The 21,538-nt window shown below is 42.7% G+C and carries 24 protein-coding genes and 11 other annotated features; of the genes, 11 read left to right on the forward strand and 13 right to left on the reverse strand.

Annotation, left to right across the window (positions count from 1 at the left end):
- Positions 1-183: 183 nt before the first annotated feature.
- Positions 184-564, forward strand: a mobile genetic element (partial).
- The gene (locus CP0001; protein ID NP_858134.1) at positions 191-493 is read right to left on the reverse strand and encodes an IS2 ORF2; all 303 of its coding nucleotides are present in this window, start codon (positions 491-493) and stop codon (positions 191-193) included. It overlaps the preceding feature by 303 nt.
- On the opposite strand from CP0001, the gene CP0002 reads away from it, so the two are divergent.
- From CP0002 to phoN2/apy, 3 genes are all read left to right on the forward strand, one after another.
- A complete protein-coding gene (locus tag CP0002) occupies positions 485-949 on the forward strand; it encodes a resolvase (protein ID NP_858135.1) in 465 nt (154 codons plus the stop codon). The two genes, CP0001 and CP0002, sit on opposite strands and share 9 nt — an antisense overlap.
- Before the next feature lie 226 nt (positions 950-1,175).
- On the forward strand, positions 1,176-2,042 hold the full coding sequence (ospB, locus tag CP0003) for an OspB protein (RefSeq protein NP_858136.1): 867 nt from the start codon (positions 1,176-1,178) through the stop codon (positions 2,040-2,042).
- 328 nt (positions 2,043-2,370) lie between these two features.
- Positions 2,371-3,111, forward strand: coding sequence for a PhoN2 (Apy), periplasmic phosphatase, apyrase, ATP diphosphohydrolase (gene phoN2/apy / locus CP0004; protein NP_858137.1), 741 nt, complete (start codon positions 2,371-2,373; stop codon positions 3,109-3,111).
- Between the two features lie 106 nt (positions 3,112-3,217).
- Positions 3,218-3,347: a mobile genetic element (partial), on the forward strand.
- A gap of 123 nt (positions 3,348-3,470) precedes the next feature.
- Here the strand turns inward: phoN2/apy and ospC4 are convergent.
- The 8 genes from ospC4 to CP0012 form a co-directional block, all read right to left on the reverse strand.
- Positions 3,471-4,745, reverse strand: a complete 1,275-nt coding sequence (gene ospC4 / locus CP0005) for an OspC4 (RefSeq protein ID NP_858138.1) — start codon at positions 4,743-4,745, stop codon at positions 3,471-3,473.
- Between the two features lie 518 nt (positions 4,746-5,263).
- The gene (locus CP0006) at positions 5,264-5,665 is read right to left on the reverse strand and encodes a hypothetical protein (protein NP_858139.2); all 402 of its coding nucleotides are present in this window, start codon (positions 5,663-5,665) and stop codon (positions 5,264-5,266) included.
- 79 nt (positions 5,666-5,744) lie between these two features.
- Positions 5,745-6,095, reverse strand: a complete 351-nt coding sequence (locus CP0007) for an IS600 ORF2 (RefSeq protein NP_858140.1) — start codon at positions 6,093-6,095, stop codon at positions 5,745-5,747.
- Positions 5,827-6,055, forward strand: a mobile genetic element (partial). (Overlaps the previous gene by 229 nt.)
- Positions 6,064-7,327, forward strand: a mobile genetic element.
- The gene (locus CP0008; RefSeq protein ID NP_858141.1) at positions 6,107-6,925 is read right to left on the reverse strand and encodes an IS600 ORF2; all 819 of its coding nucleotides are present in this window, start codon (positions 6,923-6,925) and stop codon (positions 6,107-6,109) included. Its footprint overlaps the feature before it by 819 nt.
- Positions 7,328-7,434: 107 nt before the next feature.
- Complete coding sequence (gene ospD2 / locus CP0009) at positions 7,435-9,144, reverse strand: hypothetical protein (protein NP_858142.2); 1,710 nt, start codon at positions 9,142-9,144, stop codon at positions 7,435-7,437.
- Between the two features lie 431 nt (positions 9,145-9,575).
- A complete protein-coding gene (gene ospF / locus CP0010; protein ID NP_858143.1) occupies positions 9,576-10,295 on the reverse strand; it encodes an OspF in 720 nt (239 codons plus the stop codon).
- A gap of 124 nt (positions 10,296-10,419) precedes the next feature.
- Positions 10,420-10,794: a hypothetical protein gene (locus CP0011; protein ID NP_858144.1), complete on the reverse strand. Its 375-nt coding sequence runs from the start codon at positions 10,792-10,794 to the stop codon at positions 10,420-10,422.
- Positions 10,620-10,997, reverse strand: coding sequence for a hypothetical protein (locus CP0012; protein ID NP_858145.2), 378 nt, complete (start codon positions 10,995-10,997; stop codon positions 10,620-10,622). The genes CP0011 and CP0012 overlap by 175 nt, the downstream gene beginning before the upstream one ends.
- A gap of 17 nt (positions 10,998-11,014) precedes the next feature.
- Between CP0012 and CP0013 the strand changes: the two genes are divergently transcribed.
- Positions 11,015-11,218: an IS1 ORF gene (locus CP0013; RefSeq protein ID NP_858146.1), complete on the forward strand. Its 204-nt coding sequence runs from the start codon at positions 11,015-11,017 to the stop codon at positions 11,216-11,218.
- Positions 11,219-11,326: 108 nt separating this feature from the next.
- Here the strand turns inward: CP0013 and CP0014 are convergent, their stop codons facing one another.
- The 4 genes from CP0014 to CP0017 form a co-directional block, all read right to left on the reverse strand.
- The gene (locus CP0014; protein NP_858147.1) at positions 11,327-11,905 is read right to left on the reverse strand and encodes a hypothetical protein; all 579 of its coding nucleotides are present in this window, start codon (positions 11,903-11,905) and stop codon (positions 11,327-11,329) included.
- A gap of 393 nt (positions 11,906-12,298) precedes the next feature.
- Positions 12,299-12,446 (reverse strand) — a mobile genetic element (partial).
- Positions 12,445-12,562, reverse strand: a mobile genetic element (partial). (Overlaps the previous feature by 2 nt.)
- 135 nt (positions 12,563-12,697) lie before the next feature.
- Positions 12,698-13,161 (reverse strand) — a mobile genetic element (partial).
- Positions 12,871-13,227: an IS91 orf gene (locus CP0015; RefSeq protein NP_858148.1), complete on the reverse strand. Its 357-nt coding sequence runs from the start codon at positions 13,225-13,227 to the stop codon at positions 12,871-12,873. (Overlaps the previous feature by 291 nt.)
- Positions 13,158-13,490, reverse strand: a mobile genetic element (partial). Its footprint overlaps the gene before it by 70 nt.
- Positions 13,227-13,412, reverse strand: coding sequence for an IS91 ORF2 (locus tag CP0016; protein NP_858149.2), 186 nt, complete (start codon positions 13,410-13,412; stop codon positions 13,227-13,229). It overlaps the preceding feature by 186 nt. Before CP0016 ends, CP0015 begins: the two co-directional genes overlap by 1 nt.
- Before the next feature lie 366 nt (positions 13,491-13,856).
- Positions 13,857-15,284, reverse strand: a mobile genetic element.
- On the reverse strand, positions 13,870-15,213 hold the full coding sequence (locus CP0017; protein NP_858150.1) for an IS4 orf: 1,344 nt from the start codon (positions 15,211-15,213) through the stop codon (positions 13,870-13,872). (Overlaps the previous feature by 1,344 nt.)
- 41 nt (positions 15,285-15,325) lie before the next feature.
- Here CP0017 and CP0018 point away from each other — a divergent pair.
- The 7 genes from CP0018 (at position 15,326) to ipgB2 (ending at position 21,249) form a co-directional block, all read left to right on the forward strand.
- The gene (locus tag CP0018) at positions 15,326-15,661 is read left to right on the forward strand and encodes a hypothetical protein (protein ID NP_858151.1); all 336 of its coding nucleotides are present in this window, start codon (positions 15,326-15,328) and stop codon (positions 15,659-15,661) included.
- Complete coding sequence (locus CP0019; protein ID NP_858152.1) at positions 15,661-16,008, forward strand: ISSfl4 ORF2; 348 nt, start codon at positions 15,661-15,663, stop codon at positions 16,006-16,008. The genes CP0018 and CP0019 overlap by 1 nt, the downstream gene beginning before the upstream one ends.
- A 19-nt stretch (positions 16,009-16,027) precedes the next feature.
- Positions 16,028-17,335, forward strand: a complete 1,308-nt coding sequence (locus tag CP0020) for an ISSfl4 ORF3 (RefSeq protein NP_858153.1) — start codon at positions 16,028-16,030, stop codon at positions 17,333-17,335.
- Positions 17,259-17,456 (forward strand) — a mobile genetic element (partial). (Overlaps the previous gene by 77 nt.)
- 647 nt (positions 17,457-18,103) lie before the next feature.
- Positions 18,104-18,310 carry a transposase gene (locus tag CP0021; RefSeq protein NP_858154.1) on the forward strand — a complete coding sequence of 69 codons (207 nt, stop codon included), beginning with the start codon at positions 18,104-18,106 and terminating at the stop codon, positions 18,308-18,310.
- A gap of 81 nt (positions 18,311-18,391) precedes the next feature.
- Positions 18,392-18,534, forward strand: a mobile genetic element (partial).
- Between the two features lie 363 nt (positions 18,535-18,897).
- Positions 18,898-19,575 carry a protein OspD1 gene (gene ospD1, locus CP0022; protein ID NP_858155.1) on the forward strand — a complete coding sequence of 226 codons (678 nt, stop codon included), beginning with the start codon at positions 18,898-18,900 and terminating at the stop codon, positions 19,573-19,575.
- Positions 19,576-20,086: 511 nt separating this feature from the next.
- The gene (locus tag CP0023) at positions 20,087-20,401 is read left to right on the forward strand and encodes a hypothetical protein (protein NP_858156.1); all 315 of its coding nucleotides are present in this window, start codon (positions 20,087-20,089) and stop codon (positions 20,399-20,401) included.
- A 281-nt stretch (positions 20,402-20,682) separates the two neighbouring features.
- Positions 20,683-21,249, forward strand: coding sequence for a hypothetical protein (ipgB2, locus tag CP0024; RefSeq protein ID NP_858157.2), 567 nt, complete (start codon positions 20,683-20,685; stop codon positions 21,247-21,249).
- The last annotated feature ends 289 nt before the right edge of the window (positions 21,250-21,538 follow it).

Here is a 21,538-nt window from a genome sequence, read left to right on the forward strand (position 1 = left end):
ATGCTGATGAAAATACCTAAATAATCAGCCAGCACTCTATCTTTCCAAATCCACAGCATAGCAAAGAGAGCAAAAGAGCCTGTAAATTCAGAAATTAAGGAAACGCCTCTTGGTGTACATAATCTATCTTATGTTAAATGAAATCTAATTTCTTGATTATATGCTGGATCGTTCGTGGGTGGCTTTGCCCCTATATTTCCAGACACCTGTTATCATTGGCCCGCTGCCGCAGATATTCCCGTGGCGAGCGATAATCCAGCGCACTATGCGGATGCCATTCGTTATAATGCTCGAATGCCTCTGCAAGGTTCTTTGCTGCCGTTAACCCGTCAGGTTTGGGCATGATACTGATGTAGTCACACTTTATTGTTTTCACGAAGCTCTTTGCTATTCTGTTACTCTCCGGACTCCGCACCGCCGTGTTCTTCGGTTCAACAAAGTCCCAACATCCGGGTGAACTGGCGTGTTTCATTAGCTCGGTAGCATGAACCATTATCCGTCAGTCACTTCACTGGAGACGCCGGAAGCTCGTTGCCGAAGCGGTGTTCCACCGCTCCCAGCATGTCGCCAACGGGAGAGCATCTACGGTCTGATTGAACTGTTTATTCAAATTGTCCACCGTCTGTCAGTACGCTCTGAACGTCGGCTGGTTAAAACACTGCTCGCTGATTTTCAGAGGGTTCACGGTAAAACAGCACTTTTATTCCGGATTGCGGAAGCGGCTCTGAATAATCCGGATGGGCTGGTTAAAGAGGTTGTGTACCATCTGCATATTGTTGAACCAGATCGCAGCGGTAAGAGAAGTTCATCATACTTGGCGCAGTTACGCGATGTTTCTGCTAGAGGTGATGCCGTAAAGAACGGCAGAACATTACCGGAACAAGATAGCGGTCTACCTGCACTGGTATCAGACCCGGGGCTTCCCCGGATGATCTCCACGGTACTTTAGGTACTGTGTCTATATTATGTAGGTAGGATCAATTAACTTTGTAGTTGAAATTCTTTCATTGAAATAATGAATAAAAAAGACAAACCGCATTAAACAATGCCAGAATATAATTGCATTTTTGTTCCGTTTTTTTAAATCATAGTATACAAAGAAGCTTGCATACTATATGAAAATATAACACCCTTTACTATGATGTTTATAAAACAATATATGGAGTCATGTAGGTATGAATTTAGATGGTGTTAGACCATACTGTAGAATAGTCAATAAAAAGAATGAAAGCATATCAGATATTGCATTTGCACATATAATAAAAAGGGTAAAAAATTCATCATGTACTCACCCAAAAGCAGCATTGGTTTTTTTAGGAGAGAAAGGTTTTTGTGATAGCAATGATGTTCTATCTATTATGGGACAACAAATACCAAGAGTATTTAAGAACAAGATGTTATATGATTATGTTTTTAAAAATGAAAAAAGTAAAAATGATTTTCTAAAAATGGCTGAATCATGGCTACCACAGAGTGAACCAATAGTAATAAATAATGATGATGACGCATTGAATGCTGCTGCTTATTTTTCTGTAAAAAAAGCGAAAATAAAAACAGTAAACGATACTGATTTTAAAGAGTATAATAAGGTTTATATTCTTGGGCACGGTAGTCCTGGTTCTCATCAATTAGGCCTTGGTTCGGAACTTATTGATGTACAAACAATCATTTCAAGAATGAAAGACTGTGGTATTCTAAATGTGAAAGATATCCGTTTTACTTCATGCGGCTCCGCTGATAAAGTGGCTCCTAAAAATTTTAACAATGCCCCTGCTGAAAGTCTTTCTTGTATCCTTAACTCTCTGCCTTTTTTTAAGGAAAAAGAATCTTTGCTAGAGCAGATAAAAAAACACCTTGAAAACGATGAGTCATTGAGTGATGGTCTAAAAATATCCGGCTATCATGGATATGGAGTTCACTATGGTCAAGAGCTTTTTCCCTACTCACATTATCGTTCAACTTCAATTCCTGCTGATCCGGAGCATACAGTAAAAAGAAGCTCTCAGAAAAAGACTTTTATTATTAATAAAGAACTGGATTAGTATAAAATTTTTAACCTATAGTTAATTGTTTGCATTTAAGATGAAGTTATTTTATCTTTAGTAGAAAAGTGCTTCCCTATGAGGGAAAATCACAAATCATCATAATACAGAGACAAAACGATACGAAAAAATAGATAAAAAACATCATTCTTTTACCACATTATTTTCCGTGAATATGAAAAATAATGTTATTACTTTAATATAAGACTATTTTTTGTTTTTCCATCACTCTGTTCAAATTTTTCCGCATGACTTGTGTTTTTTGTAATACAGCTCGTTTTTTACAGCTGACCAAAATCATCAATTAATTATGCTAAGGAAATAAATTATGAAAACCAAAAACTTTCTTCTTTTTTGTATTGCTACAAATATGATTTTTATCCCCTCAGCAAATGCTCTGAAGGCAGAAGGTTTTCTCACTCAACAAACTTCACCAGACAGTTTGTCAATACTTCCGCCGCCTCCGGCAGAGAATTCAGTAGTATTTCAGGCTGACAAAGCTCATTATGAATTCGGCCGCTCGCTCCGGGATGCTAATCGTGTACGTCTCGCTAGCGAAGATGCATACTACGAGAATTTTGGTCTTGCATTTTCAGATGCTTATGGCATGGATATTTCAAGGGAAAATACCCCAATCTTATATCAGTTGTTAACACAAGTACTACAGGATAGCCATGATTACGCCGTGCGTAACGCCAAAGAATATTATAAAAGAGTTCGTCCATTCGTTATTTATAAAGACGCAACCTGTACACCTGATAAAGATGAGAAAATGGCTATCACTGGCTCTTATCCCTCTGGTCATGCATCCTTTGGTTGGGCAGTAGCACTGATACTTGCGGAGATTAATCCTCAACGTAAAGCGGAAATACTTCGACGTGGATATGAGTTTGGAGAAAGTCGGGTCATCTGCGGTGCGCATTGGCAAAGCGATGTAGAGGCTGGGCGTTTAATGGGAGCATCGGTTGTTGCAGTACTTCATAATACACCTGAATTTACCAAAAGCCTTAGCGAAGCCAAAAAAGAGTTTGAAGAATTAAATACTCCTACCAATGAACTGACCCCATAAAGCTGGACAGCCTGTATCAGGCTATGGAGGGCCCATAGACAAATCTACCCTATATGAGCATAGGAGGAGTCTATGGGCACACCACGTTTTACCCCTGAATTTAAGGGATTACTGGAAAGGCTGGGACATATCCCTCCGGCAGAAGCAGAAAAAGCTTATTATGCTGCCATCGGAAACGATGATCTGGCAACCTGAGTTCACAGATAAAACATTCTCTAGGAAACTCGGGGCGGTTCCGTTCACCACATGCAATGTGGTGTTGCAGGGGAACGGTCTGCACCATCCCCTATGTCGATCAATATAACAGAAATGACAACTTCAGATTCAGGGCACAACCTAAATATATTTTAGGTCACCTCTCAAATCGTTTGCCTGATACCGCTCCATTTTTTAATAAAAAAATCAATCATTTTTGAATCTTTGCTTTTCATTGCATTGTCAAGCATAGTGTCCCCACTATTTGCTTTTTGAAATTTTTTGTTTACATCAACCAATCCATTATTGATAAAATATTCTAGCACTTTATAGTTGGCACCATCTTTACTAAGTAAGTATTCAACATCATACAGATTACAATATCTATTGTTTTTCATTTTCTCCATCTCTGCGACATCTTGTTTTGTAAAATTAAATTTAGATAGTAAATAAAGTGCTATATCAGCTTTTTTATTGCCTAAAGAATAAGCAAGGGCCTGATGAGCCATTTTTTTATCAGTCACTTTATTGTTAATCTCTTCATAATTAGATGCTTTAATCGCATCCTCCAAAGATATGTCTCTGAGTTTTATTTTTTTGAAGTTATCTGTACTTAGCATTCTTGGTATATGATACTCAAGCTGAAACACAAAGTTTATAATTCTATCCAGACTAACAGGATCAATATTTTTGTTATAACAAAACTCTCTGAATCCTTGATCTTTACTCTTTCTTATAAAATCAATAAGATGCAACCCAATTCCAAGCCTCATATCTTTAGTGTTAAATATTGGAACATCAGTTTTCCCCTGATTACCATGCACATACCTGCTAACTTCATCCACAACCTCTTTAAAGTTATCTAAGAAAAATGATTGGTGCTCATGGTAAAAAACAGGTGGAATAGCATTATCAAAGTGATCGGTTAATGTCATATATCCATATGGAGAGTCATGATCAATGATATACGCATTGGCGCCAAAATCTACAGTATGATGTGTTTTATTTAGTGGGAGTTTTTCTTGATGATTGGAAATTTCGACCCCAAAAAAAACAAAATCGTGGTTAGAGATTTCTTTAATATCCTCAGAGTATGTATTCTTATGTGTTTGTATATTTTCAGACTGAATTTTATCAAAGGATTTAATATTAAGAATAATATTTGACAGATTAGAGTTACTTTGATGTCTGAAGTTAAAATTAGAATTAATAATAATAGAAAGTAAGTGACGTTCGTCTGAAGAAAGAGGATGAACTTTTTGTATTATCTCAGAGATATAGTGCCTGGACACCTTATCGAGATGCTCAAGTGACCGAAATGATGACCGTGCTCCAGATGGCGCTTCAAGAGAAAGATTTAGTGATTTGAAACTGGTCCCTTGAGAAAACATTTTGCTATAACTTTGCGCTGCTATAGACTTCCTTAAAAAGTTTTTCACAGTATTAGCACAGTGATCTAAATGTTTTTCACTTATGCCAGAAGAAGATGAGTTTGTTACGCGTAATATATTTTTTGTAATGCTTTTGTTGCTTTATTCGGATTCGTTTTTCCATCAACAAGATCAATATTATTCTGAACATTAATATGATTTACTGCTTCAGGTATTTTCATAAAATATTCCCCATTATGTGCGTTTTTATCTATGGTTATTTAGAATATATTATCTAACTTAATATTTCCTTGTGTGTATTATAACGAAATGAACATATTTTAATATGTTGTACAATTTTTACTCTGAAATCCCCTGAAATTAATCACACCTCCTTTACTGAAAGGAATTATTGCAACGGTATTATTTGTTTTTGTATATATATCTTGCGCCTTGTTATGTAGTTAATCCTCAGAATATGATAGATAAAATAGAGACACAGAGCAGAGCGTGTTCTAACATCATGATAACATAAAATAATTAGTAACAATAAATGAAAGAATCATGGGAGCTCAACAAAAAGAGAGCTAAATAGCTGTGTGGAATAGTAGATCACTTTGGCGGTATAATGGCAGATGGTCTGCATACTTTCCGGTAACAACATGGGCCAGAAGCCCCGCTCCGGCATAACTGCGTGCAATGGGTTTTGAAGGCACCGGTGCCTGCACGATATGGTCGCACCGGCGACAGGCCAGTTTAGGGCGTTGTTTTTCGATAACCTTAAAGGCGCTGCTGATAAGCTCCAGCTGCTCTGACACATCACATCCCAGTGGACTGAGTTCACCACCACAGGCCGGACAGCATTCCTCTTCCGGCCGGATGACCCGGGGGGCACGGGGAAGTGAGGCTGGTAACGGTTTACGGGCTGAAGACTGGCGCAGGGAAGATGGCAGTACCGGGTCATATTGCTCACCCAGTGTTTCCGCCATTTCCTCCTGAAGTGCGCTGATTCGCTCCTGTGCTTCCTGTATCCACCGTTCGGTTTTTGCGCGAAGTTTTTCTGAGCTTTTACCGAACTGCATACGCTGCAGTTTCGCGACCAGCGCCTTCAGTCGGTTGATTTCGGAAGGCCTGGACAACTGAATCTGCGACCCAGACCTGATTAGGTGCTGTGGGCGTAAAGTTCTGATTCAGCAGATTCGGCGTAACCGGCAGATTGTGGTCAGAGTTTGTGGTCGCCCTGAACTTGCGTTTCTGCTTACAGTGCAGCCTCAGCTCCTTACGAAGACCTGCCAGTCTGTCACGACCGACGATAATTCCGTTATCTGCCAGCTCCGTCTGGAGCCGCCGGGTTCCATATGTTTCGCGAGTGCGGATATACACCAGGTGAGGTGTACTGGCAATAGCGGACACTACCATTTGTTCTTTTTTTAAGCAGCCATCTGATGATATTTTTCCCTGAAGGCTGCCGGGGAGATATTCCCCAGACGAGAGTGACGACGCTGACGATTGTAGAAAATCTCAATGTATTCCCGTATTACTGAGATGGCTTCATCCCGGTTATTAAAACGATAGTGGCTCAGACTCTCATTTTTCAGCGTTCCCCAGAAGCTTTCCATCGGAGCGTTGTCGTAACAGTTACCTTTACGCGACATTGATGTTTTCAGACCAGACTGCTCCTGTATGACCCGGTAATCGTATGCGCAGTACTGTGAACCTCGATCAGAGTGGTGGATTAGCCCGGCAGGTGGGCGCTGGCTCCTGAGCGCCATAAACAGGGCTTTACCTGTCAGCTCTTTTGTCATGCGCTCTCCCATGGCGTAGCCGACAATTTCGCACGTATAAACATCTTTGATGCCAGCGAGGTACAACCATCCCTCCTGTGTGGCAACATACGTCAGGTCCGCCACCCAGACCTGATTTGGTGCTGTAGGAGCGAACGTCTGGTTCAGCAGATTTGGCGCAACTGGCAGATTGTGGTTCGGGTTCGTAGTTGCTCTGAACTTGCGTTTCTGCTTACAGCGTAGCCTCAGCTCCTTACGAAGACGTGCCAGTCGGTCACGACCAACGATGATGCCATTCTCTGCCAGCTCCGTCTGGAGCCGCCGGGTTCCATATGTTTCGCGAGTGCGGATATGTGCCACCTTAATCTCCAGTTTTAGCCGCTCATCACTTTGTTTTCTGTCTGAGGGTTCATGCTGTACCCAGTTGTAATAACCGCTCCTGGATACACCAAATACCTGACACATCGCTTCAATGGGAAATTGTTGTCGCCATTGTTCGATTAACGCGTATTTTTCAGCGACTCCTGTGCAAAATACGCTGTTGTTTTTTTTAATATATCTCGCTCAAGGCGAGCTTCATTTAACGCCTTACGCAGTTGCAGAATTTCAGATTCCAGTTCAGCCACCGTGCGGGAACCAGGAGTACCGAGCCCTTTTCTGGCGGCGGTAACCCATTGTCCTAAAGTGCCTTCAGGAAGAGATAATCGGGAAGCGCCTTCACTGATCGAAAGTTGATTTTCAAGAACCGTTCTGACAGCTTCGGCTTTGAACTATTTAGAGTAACGTTGGGTTTTTCTGCTCATTATTAGCTCCTTCTGATGCCATTCTATTTCAGGAAGGAGTGTCCGTTAAACTCAGGCTACCTCAGGTTGCCAATTGAGGTGGTTGCCTGAAAGTTGGCAGTTACCCGGTCACTACACCTTGTTGGAGTGAACATATCAAAAACAGGTAATTACACAATTTAAATTACAGTCTCATAAAAAATGATTAAATCTATTTATTATTTCAATAAACGTTTTTTTCATCTTCTTTGAAAATTGTTCTGCTATAGTATCCGGTTCCAGATTGTTCTCTTTTATTATTCTACAATACTCTAATATTGTTTCTTTGTCTCTATTTACTACAGATACAAATACACCAGGAATACCATCTTTATTAGTTGCGGACAGCATTTCGACCAATCGTCTTGTGGTAAAACTATAGTTTTTTAGAATATTACAAAAGGCACGTATTGTTTCGGTATGGCCATTATAAAATGCCATAAAAAGTCCTGATGTACCGTTGGGATTTTTTATCCATAATAATTCATCTATATATTCCTGGTGAGGGGGGAGTATTTTTAGTATATCTCCATACGCCATAATGGCCTTTGTGTGCCCATTTTGAAGTGCCATAAACAACCCATGCTTTACTTTCAATAATTCTTTAATTTGTTCACTACTAAGCATTTTCTTATTAAGCAGACTTCCGAACATACGAATACTATCTGCATGTCCATTCTGCAATGCAAAAAATAACCCAGGTAAATCATGGCTGTCTTTCGCAGCTAATAGATATAATCTCTTATCGGAAGTTAACGGGGTTTTAAAGACTATTTCCCCATAGGCTTTTATTGTGTCTACATGTCCGTTCATAAAAGACATGCATAAACCCGGCACATTGTTTGCCCCTACCGCAGCAAGCAATGTAAGTATTGTTTCTTGACTAAGATTGCACATATTTAATATCTTACCATATACTTGAATAATGTCTGAATATCCGTTTTGAAGTGCTATATAAAATGCAGGAGTACCATCAGAGCTTCTCGTGGCCAGAAGGTTCACCAGTTTAGATTGAGAAATTTCACCATTTTTGTATTTTTCCATCAGTATAAATAATACTTCTGTCAGATTCTTTGTTATCGCATGATATATAACTCTGGAATTGATCAATTCATCTGGTAAAAGTTTCACTGTGTTTGTTAGAGGGGAATTATGCCTATCTTCAAATATTACCTGCCCGGGTTGCTCCAGACCATAAATTTTCCAATAAAAATCATCAAAAAAATCCTTAGCGGATAATTGACTCAGTTCGAAATGGCTATCACAAGTAAATACAGTACGTTTATGAGTAACAGTTCGATTAGGATCGAAAAACTGAACAACCCATTTTTCACTTTCTTGTACGCGCTTTATTTTCAACCCTAACGCCATTTGGTGGTTTAATGTGCATGCTGATAATGTTCTGACAAAGTCTCCATTTTTTTTCATGTTATAAAAAAAATTAGTAATAACTGTTCCCCACTTTTTATTTTCCACAAAATAAATATAAGCTGGTGATTTTGAAAAATCTTCCGTTTTTTCCAAACATACATTTTTTGCAATAGCATCAGGGGTGCTAAGAAGCTGATAGTTTACCTTCCCATTTGTTTCCATAAAATTCATTTCCCAATAGGAAGCTAGGTGACGGCAAACTATTTGTCTTCCATATATATCTTTTGCCACTCCATTTATATTTACCTCCACATTTCTCTTTTCTGAAAAATAAGGTGCTGTTTTATTCTTAAACTGAATTAGTTCACTGGAGTTTGAGACCCTCATAATAGAACTTGTTATTGTTCTATTATCTCTGTTAACAGACATATCTGTTGATAACGAATTTTTTGTTGAAAATATACTAGATGAAAATGTTTTATTTAACGGCATAGAAGACAACCATAGAGATGTTATAATACTATTAGATTGCAGTTACTAATAGTAAAAGCCTCCTTACAAGGAGGTAGCTTATTCAGAATGCTCCTATAAGATAGCGAGCTCGTCAACGATACAGATGATCTGATTATATTGTGCAAAAGGAGAACAGGAAAATAGGCACTGGAAAAGATGAAGGCCTGATGGGAGCATTAACTAATGCAAAATCCGACAGGTTAATATCCCGAAAAGCAATCAAACGACTCAAACAGGAGATGCACGCTGAAATGGTGGACAACTGTTCGGATTTCAGATGAGTAGCTCAGCAGTTTATGAGCCGAATGCTCTGTCACGGGCAGGAATCAGGCTGCATACGCAGTGCCAAATCTAATCGTAGTTATTCTAACCAGTTTTCAAGCTACAAGGTGGTGTAGCTGGCATCTTCTCTACTCTATCATCAAACGATAAAATGGTTCCTCTCGTAACATTTGCTCTTGCCTTTCACTTCCATCTCGATCGCTTCGTAGTTCATTACGATAGCTGACATATTTCCAGTCTTCAGGTCTAACATCTGACGCCGGATACTCCCCGGGAGCGATTTTGCTTCTTAATAGATTAGACTCGAGACACATTATAAATTGTCGTATTTTATGAAGTAATAAAGCACTATATTGCGAGCATTCCTGATCTGATTTTACATATAGCGTAAACTGAGCTCCTATCCCCACACGAGATTGCTGAGAAACTCGATTCATATCAGTTATCTTCCATTTATCTATAGGACTGTCCTCTGAAAATAATAAACCAGACAAAATTTGGAATGCCAGAGGAACTTGCTCCCTAGCTATACTAATATGAAACTTGTCCCCAACAAAATCCCCCTTACTCTGAGGATTTTCACGACATGCATGAATAAACACATCTCCACTATGGTTCACAATCTGGAATCCTTGGTACATGACAGAAAAAGATTGACATATATCAGAGTAAGTTGGCACGTTCGATGCTACTTTGAAATAGTACGCTGGGTATTGCCGTATTTGGTTGTACAATATATTGAAGTTATTTTTCAATCTTTCATTCGCAGAAAGCATCTGCGGTATTTCAGACCTCACAACATTCAAAGAATCTAAATTTAGTTTTAGACAGGGCTTTTTTATGGGCATAGAAAACGTCCTCTATAAAATAGATATATTATCTTATATTGATTGTTTATCATCTTTTATAAAACGATACATTATATGTAATGTATGTAAGCGTAAGGGTCCTCTCCGAACATGGTGGGAAGGCTTAGAACGCCATATTCAGTTTCCCATAGTGGAACATCACTCCCAGCTTAAAGCGCTCCCGGTTGCGGTAGCCCTTGGCTTTTATTCTCAGCAGCCTGATCTTGCTGTTCAGTGCTTCCGCATTTCCGTTTGATACGCCATGGCGCATGGCGTTCAGGATACCGTACAACCTTTTCCCTATCGTTTTAGCCACATTCTTCATCATGGGGACGTCACTGTTGGCCGCAGCCATCTCTGCCAGTCGTTGCGTCTTTCCTCGCTCCATGGTCTGCTCCAGATATCCTTTGCCAGTTCTTTCAGCGCCCAGCACAGGCTCGTCAGCTTCATCTGCGCACGCAGCCATATCAGCTTTTCCTGCCTGGATTCGGTCATCCATTTATCGCTGTGCTGCCACAGGAAGCGAGTTCCCTTTGCCTGACGACGACTTTCAACAGGAAGATGCGGATGTTCATTCTGGCGGGTTTTATCCACCACCTCACCCGGTTGTTTCGCCACATGAAAGCGATCGAAGGCTATTTTCTCAACCGCATTGGGTAAGTGGATGCGCGCTGCTCTTAGTTTGCTGAGCCAGTTTAGCATTGCCTTCTACATGACCGATGCCTGAGCCGGTATACCGAACTTTATTGTCCTCAACCAGTCATGTTATAAGCAAGAAATGCACTCAGCGGATAGAGCGACATAATCTGAACCTGCGGACACATCTTAAGCGGCTTACCCGCAAAACCATATGCTTCTCAAAGTCTGATGATATGCACTACAAGATCATCGGCTGGTATCTGACAATCAACCACCACCACTAAATCTGCGTCACGACCTGCAACTGAGTCTGGTTGAACAGGCTGAGGCCCTGCTGAAGCAACGCGAACCTCTCGACTCTTGTTGGATTTTACCAAATAGTTTTTCTAAAATTAAACACATTTATATAAGTTCTTTGCTGAACAAAACGCAGCCCGCCATCCTTTTTCATTCATAAATTCAGCAATGGCAGATAAAACTTTTTCATCAAGCATATAAAAAATAATGCCAGTAGACTCAATATGCCTCATACAAATAAGGCCGCACATATCCGTAATATATTTGTCAATGCTGCTACCATTTGCATGGTAATATGTCATGCTATTATCTGATGATTTTACATATGCAGTATGACATATTTTTCCTTCACGATTAACAAAACTGACAAAACCACTTTCACCAGGAGTAATATATAAAGATGAATTTAACGTGCGCTCACTAATATTCATTAATTGTTGAAATTCAATGGAATAGTTTTCAGTTAATGTATCTATTATCTTGGCTTTGTCTTTCTTTGTTATCTCATTGTCTTTTTCGGCAAGAAAAATTGCCACTTTATGACATGCATTCAGCTCGTTAATTTTACCTGATAAAACTGCTTTTTTTACCACATCGTTGAACTCATCGATAGTGTGTTTTTTATTATATATATCATGAAAAATATAGCCTAAAGACTTAAACGAGACTTTCATTTTATATTCTCCTTAAATATTAACAGGATATATATATCACATTTTCCTCTATATTTTCAGAAACCAGCTATCATTTTCCCCATTACTGGTACGTCGCTTCAGATATTTCCGCAGCAAGCGATAACCCTGCGCACTATGAGGATGCCATTCATTATAATGTTTGAACACCTTCGCGAGACTACTTTACTGCTGTTAACACGTCAGGTTCGAACATAACACTGATTTAATCATATTTCATCGTTTTGACGAAGTTTTCTGCCATTCCATTTTGCACCGCCGTGTGTTTGGGGGCAAGGCCGACCATCTGTGTTTCATTCGCCAGATATAAGTGATGAGATGGCATTCTCCCTCCTTCACGGCAGAAGCATTTTGACCGTTTAGGGGATGCGGACGATTTTCATGCCTGCTAAGATACTTTCGTTACTGATGCTGTCCGTTTTCCACCATTTCATCATCACTGATTGGCGTTGTGTTTTTGGTCAGCACTCCAGCTTTACGTTTCTCTTTTAACCGGTAACTCTCTCCTTTGATATTCAGCGTGTAGCAGCCGATCTAGGATCGCTGTTGCCAGCACGTGATCTCCGAACATTTCTCCCCAGTCTGCGACCCCTTTGTTTGACGTCAGTATGATGCTCGCTTTTTCATATCGACAGTTCATCGATAGGAATTTAAATCCCCAAAAGATTAAAAAAGCACCGAAGAATGCGCGTTTATTCAACACAACCTGATCATCAAGTAATCGGTATAGACACTTAATATTGCTTACATTGATTGATTCAATGTATCTCTGATGGTTTTTTGCTCCGTTCCCCTCAACATGGACGCAACTTCCCCTCTGCGACTCTCAGCCGCACCACCGTATTCGAGCCAGCGGCTCATGCATCATAACCTGCTCTGCCAGACGGTAACCCCTCTTCAGCCCCGTAAACCGCATCTGACCTCCGCGCAGCTCGCACTTCAGCGGGTCAACCTTCAGTCACTGCTGATACATCCCTCTCCTTGTGATTTGCCTCGCCGTTTTTCTCACTGTCTCCGTTATGGCGTACACCACATCTTCCAGTAATCGCCGCTTCACCGGACTCAGGACCCCGTATCACCATCCGGAACCCCTTATCCGCCACATGCCAAGAGAACCTTTCCATAAACTCGTCGCCACTCATCACAAGGTTTTCTTCTCGTTTTGTCCGGTGGCTGTTGTAACGCAGGCCAATTTCATCCTGACCGGCATAATGTTCCAGGCGGCTCATCTGCACCGGCTGCTTCTCCAGCCAGTTAAGCCATCGGTTTCCCTGCTGAAAAATATCGGCAAAACGGGGAAGCATCAGAAAGGCGGAATAACGCCATCCGGCCAGTGAACCGTACCGCATTCAGGGCAATACATGCCGTCGGCGTTGATACCGGCAGGAATTGTCGCAAATTCCCGCTCCATGCAGCGGGCAATTTCCGGATACCCTTCGTCATCAACACGTACAAACCAGAAGACCAGTTTTTTGTTTCCGGCATCCACAAAGAACGGAATATTCAGGTCTGCGCAACACTCAACGGCATCGTCAAAATTATCAAAGCGCAGAACCTCAGCTTCTTCGTAACCGGCTCATTTAAACCGTCTGGTCTGTTTCCTCCGGCTCCACAAAAATAATGTCCATCATTTTGAAGTGGACACTATCGTATGGAATACCGGACCTGGATCACTGAAGCTTTACGCCTTCATTTCGAAGAACATTTACCACGGGTTGTAGCCGGACGTCGCCTGGGCGTACCAAAATCAACTGTCTGTGGTATGTTCGTGCGCTTCCGCAACGCTGGCCTTTCATGGCCTCTGCCCGCAGGTATGTCGGAGCAGGAACTTGATGCCCTTCTTTACGGAAGTGCCTCCACAGTACCTGTCGTACTTACTGAAAGCACCGTTATGCCCAAACTCCCGGTGGTAAAAAAACGTCCCCGGCGGCCTTAATGCCAGTCAGTTAAGCAACTGACTGGCTCTTTTTCGGGGCTGTGGGGTATTTCCAGGGCCTCTCCTTTACCACTCTCGGGAAGGCCCTTCCCCTTCTCGTCGGTAATTTCACAAGTTGTCCCATACTTGCAAGATCGCGCATCAGCTCCGGTATACGTCCCGGTGAAGCGCCCTGCAATGTCATCAGCATTCTCATCACCATTCCGCATGATTCTGAGAAACTCAGTTGATTCGGGCAGTAACCTTTCAGATGTTCCGCCATTTTAATCATCTGATATCTCACCAGATTATAAGCCAGTAAGACACCCCACAGCTCTTGCTTCACAAGCTCCGGCTTTTTACTTCTCAGCGTCAGCCTGCTCAGTTGCATCGTCTGTTTTATCTCCCTGTATCCCAGTTCGATTTCCCAGCGATGACTGTACAGATCCGCCATTTCTCCTCCGGGGAAGCGCATGGCGTCCGTCATCGACGTCAGCAGATGGCAGACTTTTCCTTTGCGCGTCACGGTCAGCAGGCGGGCTGTCACTTCATTTCCCAGTCCCGGCCACTTTTTTCGTGCCTGCGGGCTGGTTTTCAGCTTCACCAGATGATCGCCTTTACCCAGTTTTCTGAGCTCTTCATATTGCGCTCCCTTTCTGAGAGGTATCATCCAGTGGCGGTGTTCTCCCGCCAGGCTCCAGCCATTTAACAGTCCCAGTGAGTAATAACCTTTATCCATTAACGTCAGAGTGTTATCGCCGGTTTGTCCTATAAGTTGCTCAGCAAGCTCATTTTCGCTGTTCTTCATCGTGCCGAAGGCTGCAGCCGTCAGCAGATGGCTGGTCAGTTCCATCTGGCAGACCATTTTGACCTGCGGGTAGAGCGCCGGGTTCCCGGCATGTGTCTGGCGGGGGAAGGCTGCATCGTTCTCTGGTGTATCCGGTGTGCGCCAGAACACACCATCGATGGCCAGCAGGGTCAGGCCGCACCAGTGCGGATGCGGCGTGGCGTTATGCCAGAGCTGCGCTGTTTTCGTGAACACGCGGCGGACAGCCTCACTTCCCAGGCGCTGGCGGGCCTGAATAACGGCACTGGGGGCAACGAAGGGGCGATTGCCCGGCAGCATGATGTCCAGGCGATTCACAATCTGGTGAAGAGGTTCTTTACGCTCAAGCGCCATGCCAACAATACACCAGACCATCATTTCGAGGGGAAGACGGCGCTTGCGTAGCGTTACAGTACCTGATTCGGCAAGGCAACGAGAGATGAGTTCGGGGTCGAGGTAATCCCCCAGAGAAGTCAGTGGGTTACGCAGAGAATCGTAACGGGATCCCAGATCAAGAGCCTGTCCAATGTGCATAAAAGAATCCGGCAACTGAGTGAGCGTTTCCGGATTCTTACACAGCCACTGGATCGGTCAACTGATCCTTAACTGATCGGCATTACACCGGCGGCCTAATTTTCCTTATGAATTTAAAATCGCTTTAGTGGAGCAGTCACTGCAGCCCGGAGCCTGTGTGGCGCAGATCGCCCGTGAAAACGGAATCAACGATAACCTGCTCTTCAACTGGCGCCATCAATACCGGAAAGGTGGCCTGCTGCCTTCCGGAAAAAATATGCCTGCACTGCTTCCCGTGACGTTAACGCCGGAGCCGGATAATAAAATCCCGGCTCCGGCACAGGAACCAGAGCAGATAAATACACCGTCCGACAGTCTGTGCTGTGAGCTGGTTCTGCCGGCCGGAACTCTCAGGCTTAAAGGTAAACTGACGCCGGCGTTATTACAGATACTTATCCGCGAAATAAAAGGGAGCAGCCACTGATGATATCTTTCCCTGCAGGTTCGCGTATCTGGCTGGTTGCAGGTATCACCGATATGCGAAATGGCTTTAACGGCCTGGTCTCAAAAGTTCAGAACGTCCTGAAGGATGACCCGTTCTCCGGGCATCTGTTCATCTTCCGCGGACGCCGGGGTGACCAGATAAAAGTGTTGTGGGCTGACAGTGACGGACTGTGCCTCTTTACCAGACGCCTGGAGCGGGGCCGCTTCGTCTGGCCGGTCACCCGTGACGGCAAGGTGCACCTTACTCCGGCCCAGTTATCCATGCTTCTTGAGGGCATCGACTGGAAACACCCGAAACGAACGGAACGCGCTGGCATCCGCATATAACCCGTTGTAAAGTGAGGATATGGACACCTCACTTGCTCATGAGAATGCCCGCCTGCGGGCACTGTTGCAGACGCAACAGGACACCATCCGCCAGATGGCGAAATACAACCGCCTGCTCTCACAGCGGGTGGCGGCTTATGCTTCCGAAATCAACCGGCTGAAGGCGCTGGTTGCGAAACTGCAGCGCATGCAGTTCGGTAAAAGCTCAGAAAAACTTCGCGCAAAAACCGAACGGCAGATACTGGAAGCACAGGAGCGAATCAGCGCACTTCAGGAAGAAATGGCGGAAACGCTGGGTGAGCAATATGACCCGGTACTGCCATCTCCCCTGCGCCAGTCTTCAGCCCGTAAACCGTTACCTGCCTCACTTCCCCGTGAAACCCGGGTCATCCGTCCGGAAGAGGAATGCTGCCCGGCCTGTGGTGGCGAACTCAGTTCTCTGGGATGTGATGTGTCAGAGCAGCTGGAGCTTATCAGCAGCGCCTTTAAGGTTATCGAAACACAACGTCCGAAACTGGCCTGTTGCCGGTGTGACCATATCGTGCAGGCACCGGTGCCTTCAAAACCCATTGCACGCAGTTATGCCGGAGCGGGGCTTCTGGCCCATGTTGTTGCTGGAAAATATGCAGACTATCTGCCGTTATACCGCCAGTCAGAAATATACCGTCGTCAGGGCGTGGAGCTGAGCCGTGCCACACTGGGGCGCTGGACAGGTGCTGTTGCTGAACTGCTGGAACCGCTGTATGACATCCTGCGCCAGTATGTGCTGATGCCCGGTAAAGTCCATGCCGATGATATCCCCGTTCCGGTCCAGGAGCCGGGCAGCGGTAAAACAAGGACTGCCCGGCTGTGGGTCTACGTTCGTGATGACCGTAACGCCGGTTCGGAAATGCCTCCGGCGGTCTGGTTCGCGTACTCACCGGACCGGAAAGGTATCCATCCACAGAATCATCTGGCCGGTTACAGCGGAGTGCTTCAGGCCGATGCTTACGGTGGTTACCGGGCGTTGTACGAATCCGGCAGAATAACGGAAGCCGCATGTATGGCTCATGTCCGGAGAAAAATCCACGATGTGCATGCAAGAGTGCCAACCGACATCACCACGGAAGCCCTGCAGCGTATCGGTGAACTGTATGCCATCGAGGCAGAAGTCCGGGGATGTTCAGCAGAACAGCGTCTGGCGGCAAGAAAAGCCAGAGCCGCGCCACTGATGCAGTCACTGTATGACTGGATACAGCAACAGATGAAAATTCATTCGCTGAAAATGGAATGTCTCCACGGAGAACACTATTATCCATCGGGAAATAGTGCGGGCAACAGTGTTTAGTTATATCGAGTGCGATTACAATCGCTGGCGACGGCACCGTTGGTGTGGTGGTCTCAGTCCGGAACAATTTGAAAACCAGAGCCTCACTTACGACTGTGTCCATATTATGTGGGTAGGATCAATAAAGACGTTTTATATGTGTCTGCTTGCAGCCAGAAAATTTATACCCTGCAGGTATCATAAACATGCTTGACAACTTAATTAGGGCCCCCTCTTCCTTTTATGGTGTAATTGTTTGATTGAATACTTCCGGGGATTTCAGTATGAAATGAAGTATATTTAATATACTTTACAAAAAGTTTGTATTAGTGGAATAAGAACAATAGTTTATCCAAACTGCCAAGCCCCTTTATTATAAGTAAGATCTGGCACTGGAATATTCTCAAAAGGACTAACATCATCACCACGACCTTCAACCAACCATAAAAAACAATACTATTTTAGGTGATGTATTAAATTAGTAGAATATTTATTCTTCTATAAAAGCACTACCCCAAGAGGTTAATCAGGTCATCCATGATTATTTATCATATACTAACTATGTGGGATTTCAACGTGAAAACTTATTTTCACTATAATCTTCAGGATTCGAAGATCATAGGAGCCTGTACATAAGTTTGTATAATTCTCTGATGTTGAACTATTTAATTTGATATCAAATGAAGGTGAATTTATGAATGAAAAACAGTTGACATCTAATAAGTTGCGGGCTTTAGCTAATGAACTAGCCAAAAGTCTCAAAAATCCTGAAGATCTCAGTCAGTTTGATTGGATGCTGAAAATGAAACCGTACTCAATGCTAATATGACTCATCATCTTGGGTGCGAGAAAAATCAGCTTAGATCTGGCAGCAATTCCCGCAATGGTTGCTTAACGAAGATTATCACTACTGGAGATGAACCTCTGGAAATCCGTACTCTGCGTGATCGTAATGGCACTTTCGAACCGCAACAGCTGAAGAAAAACCAGCCCTAGATTACTAAATTTGTCGGGCGATGGATTAACTGGTTCAGGCTGTCTGGTGCTGAAGGCCTGAAGTCACTGCTGTCAGTGATGTGGCCGGCTCTTCATGAGACAATAACCCGTAATCATCAGTGCCGTTCAATATGGCCACTGTTGAAAAAAGTTCGTCACTTTATGGAGACGGTTAGCCCACTTCCCGGAGAAAAACATAGTCTGGACAAAGTGTAGCGGTATTAGGCTCACATATTTAGATGTAGATAAGCCGGAGCTGGCAGTTAAATCTAGGCAGCATCACAGAAATGGACAACGCCCCTTAAGGACTGGCGTATGGCAATGAGCTGCTTTATTATCAAGTTTGGTGATCGCCTTGACGGTCACTTCTGAGTGAAGGCGCTTGCACAGAATGGTAAACGGACTCGATTATTGAATCTTAGGGATAAGATATATCTACGATATGTCAATATACGAAATCGAAAGAATTTATTGGTGAATATAGCCATTCAATGTGGCAATGGTTTTTTTAGATTAGCAATAGACTAATATCTATTACATTACAAAAATAGGTTATTGTTTTTTTTTAGCAAAAAGGATGAACAAAAATGTCAATAAATAACTATGGATTACATCCAGCAAACAACAAAAATATGCACTTAATAATAGGCAGCAATACTGCTAATGAAAATAAAGGAATGAAAAATAATATCATTAACGTGACAAATACCGCTATATCCCACGCCATCAATGAAGAAAAATCAGGGGGGGGATATAGTGGTGTTTCTTTCAGAAAATTGGCCAAAATACAGAACATATCCATTCCGACAAAGAATAATAAGGAGTATAACCGCCATAATTTGTTTTCATTGATTTGGCATGGAAATGCCGATGCAGCGCGTAAATACGGTGAATCGCTGTTGGCAGCCGAAATACCCAAAGAGGAAAAACTAGAAGTTCTTGCAGCACGAAATAATGCTGGGGAATCTGCTTTGTTCATAGCTCTTCAAGAAGGTCATTCCGCTGCGATTCAAGCTTATGGAGATTTTATTAAAACTTTTGATTTATCACCAAAAGAAACGATTAAACTATTGGATGTAAGAGATAATGAGGGGTTACCAGGATTATTTCTGGCCGCAGGGAAAGGGAATATCGAGGCTATGATGGCATATATAAATATATGCCATCATAGTGGGATAAAACTTACAGAAATAGCAGACAGACTTAACAATAATGAACAAGACATGTTTAATATTATTTCTGACAAAATACAAGAGTTGTTTTAAGTGTGCTAAATAGCTGCAAAGAATTGCACTTAGAAGGATCTCTCCCCGAATTGTGTGATCTGCTTAATTTCTAAAAAGAAACAAACAGTTAACTAGACTGAGCGATACTACCCATAGAACCAGTTTCCCATGACGAACGACACTGGACGCAAAAACAATCATAAAAAACACAATAAATGTAATGAACACATCCCACCCTATTAAGTAAAGTGCACTGTGATAGAGGAAGGGAAATACAGGAAGGTGTGGAGCCTTGCAGATTTCTGGCATCATAGTGCCCAATACGGAATGCATAAAGCCCTCTCAGACTGGAGACTCCACAAATGAAATATACAGTGTTTAATTATATCAAGTGCGATTACAATCGCTGACGACGGCACAGTTGGTGTGGAGGTCTCAGTCCTGAACAATTTGAAAACCAGAACCTCACTTAAGCCTGTGTTCATATTACGTGGGTAGGATCATACTTTTATAGAAGCTGTCAGCGGCTACGTCCCAGCCAAATCACTTCATGCTCCAGCGCCAGAGAGGCAAGGTTGGGTTTGCTCAGCTGCCGGTTGATTTTGTTGCGATTGAACCGGACAGCGTCCAGGGCGTCGGCAAAAGAGCGAATCTCACCAATCGTTGTTTCATTATCCGCATTAACGATAGCTTCAAGAAACGCCAAGGTTTTATCGAATTTATCAGCAACAGTGGCTCCGGGCATACCGTGACCGTTTATACAAAACGGCGTTTTCAGCGTGGAGTTTTCATGAATAGCCTCAACACGAATGTCGTGAAGCCAGTGATGTATCGGCTACGATCCTCAGCTGATGCCAGACCATAGGACTGACACTACGAACAGCAATTTTAATGACGTAAATCTTCATAACTACAACTAACAGGGCATCATTATGAATGATGCCGGTTATTTTACCGCTGTTGGTCCCTTCATTTAGGGACTGCCCCAAGTTTTTTCATACTCTCTTTCTCAGAGAGTTTAGTCTCTGGGATTCCAGACGGTCCATCATTGAGCCAAGGGAGTAAAGAACTCAAAGCATTTACAGAATTGTTTGAATCAGCTAAAATAATGACAATGTTACTATTTTACATGACAAGGTGATTATAATGCTTGGAACATCTTTTAATAATTTTGGAATCAGTTTATCTCACAAAAGATATTTTTCAGGAAAGGTGGATGAGATTATCCGCTGTACAATGGGGAAAAGGATAGTAAAAATATCATCAACCAAAATAAATACTAGTATTTTGAGCTCTGTTTCAGAACAAATCGGTGAAAATATTACAGATTGGAAAAATGATGAAAAAAAAGTCTACGTATCCCGGGTGGTAAACCAATGTATTGATAAGTTTTGTGCAGAACACAGCCGAAAAATCGGCGATAATCTCCGTAAACAGATATTTAAACAGGTTGAGAAAGATTATCGCATTTCTCTAGACATCAATGCTGCACAAAGTTCCATAAATCATCTTGTATCAGGAAGCAGTTATTTCAAAAAGAAAATGGACGAACTTTGTGAAGGGATGAATAGAAGCGTTAAAAATGATACAACAAGCAATGTTGCAAATCTTATTTCCGATCAGTTTTTTGAGAAAAATGTGCAATATATTGATCTAAAGAAATTACGTGGGAATATGAGTGACTATATTACAAATTTAGAATCGCCTTTCTGATGACAGAACATCCCGAGTAAAGAAACTAAGAAAAGTAAATACCCAGGAATTGCCTGAGCGGTGCTATATTTCTCCTCGCAAGTAAGTCCTAATATATTGAATTGTTGTATAGCCAGTTTTTGTATTTTCCTAGCTCATGGATGTGGGATCCCTCTCCCCTTTCTCTGCTCAAAGGTAAGCGGCTCGTCAGAATCATATTGATATTTACTGAGAAGTCAGATCAACTTTCCAAGGCAACAGATCGCGTACCCGGTTTGCCGGTCAGTCCTGGATATGTTCAATAACGTAA

It is taken from the genome of Shigella flexneri 2a str. 301 (genome assembly GCF_000006925.2).
Classification (GTDB): Bacteria; Pseudomonadota; Gammaproteobacteria; order Enterobacterales; family Enterobacteriaceae; genus ECMA0423.

Excerpts from the sequence above, each read along its gene's own strand:
- CP0002 (NP_858135.1), top strand. The coding sequence starts at position 485 with ATGAACCATTATCCGTCAGTCACTTCACTGGAGACGCCGGAAGCTCGT.
- CP0001 (NP_858134.1), bottom strand. The coding sequence starts at position 493 with ATGGTTCATGCTACCGAGCTAATGAAACACGCCAGTTCACCCGGATGT.
- ospB (NP_858136.1), top strand. The coding sequence starts at position 1,176 with ATGAATTTAGATGGTGTTAGACCATACTGTAGAATAGTCAATAAAAAG.
- phoN2/apy (NP_858137.1), top strand. The coding sequence starts at position 2,371 with ATGAAAACCAAAAACTTTCTTCTTTTTTGTATTGCTACAAATATGATT.
- CP0006 (NP_858139.2), bottom strand. The coding sequence starts at position 5,665 with ATGGCGGAAACACTGGGTGAGCAATATGACCCGGTACTGCCATCTTCC.
- CP0007 (NP_858140.1), bottom strand. The coding sequence starts at position 6,095 with ATGGTAGTGTCCGCTATTGCCAGTACACCTCACCTGGTGTATATCCGC.
- CP0008 (NP_858141.1), bottom strand. The coding sequence starts at position 6,925 with ATGTGTCAGGTATTTGGTGTATCCAGGAGCGGTTATTACAACTGGGTA.
- ospD2 (NP_858142.2), bottom strand. The coding sequence starts at position 9,144 with ATGCCGTTAAATAAAACATTTTCATCTAGTATATTTTCAACAAAAAAT.
- ospF (NP_858143.1), bottom strand. The coding sequence starts at position 10,295 with ATGCCCATAAAAAAGCCCTGTCTAAAACTAAATTTAGATTCTTTGAAT.
- CP0011 (NP_858144.1), bottom strand. The coding sequence starts at position 10,794 with ATGGATGACCGAATCCAGGCAGGAAAAGCTGATATGGCTGCGTGCGCA.
- CP0012 (NP_858145.2), bottom strand. The coding sequence starts at position 10,997 with ATGCTAAACTGGCTCAGCAAACTAAGAGCAGCGCGCATCCACTTACCC.
- CP0013 (NP_858146.1), top strand. The coding sequence starts at position 11,015 with ATGCCTGAGCCGGTATACCGAACTTTATTGTCCTCAACCAGTCATGTT.
- CP0014 (NP_858147.1), bottom strand. The coding sequence starts at position 11,905 with ATGAAAGTCTCGTTTAAGTCTTTAGGCTATATTTTTCATGATATATAT.
- CP0015 (NP_858148.1), bottom strand. The coding sequence starts at position 13,227 with ATGCTTCCCCGTTTTGCCGATATTTTTCAGCAGGGAAACCGATGGCTT.
- CP0019 (NP_858152.1), top strand. The coding sequence starts at position 15,661 with ATGATATCTTTCCCTGCAGGTTCGCGTATCTGGCTGGTTGCAGGTATC.
- CP0020 (NP_858153.1), top strand. The coding sequence starts at position 16,028 with ATGGACACCTCACTTGCTCATGAGAATGCCCGCCTGCGGGCACTGTTG.
- ospD1 (NP_858155.1), top strand. The coding sequence starts at position 18,898 with ATGTCAATAAATAACTATGGATTACATCCAGCAAACAACAAAAATATG.
- CP0023 (NP_858156.1), top strand. The coding sequence starts at position 20,087 with ATGCTCCAGCGCCAGAGAGGCAAGGTTGGGTTTGCTCAGCTGCCGGTT.
- ipgB2 (NP_858157.2), top strand. The coding sequence starts at position 20,683 with ATGCTTGGAACATCTTTTAATAATTTTGGAATCAGTTTATCTCACAAA.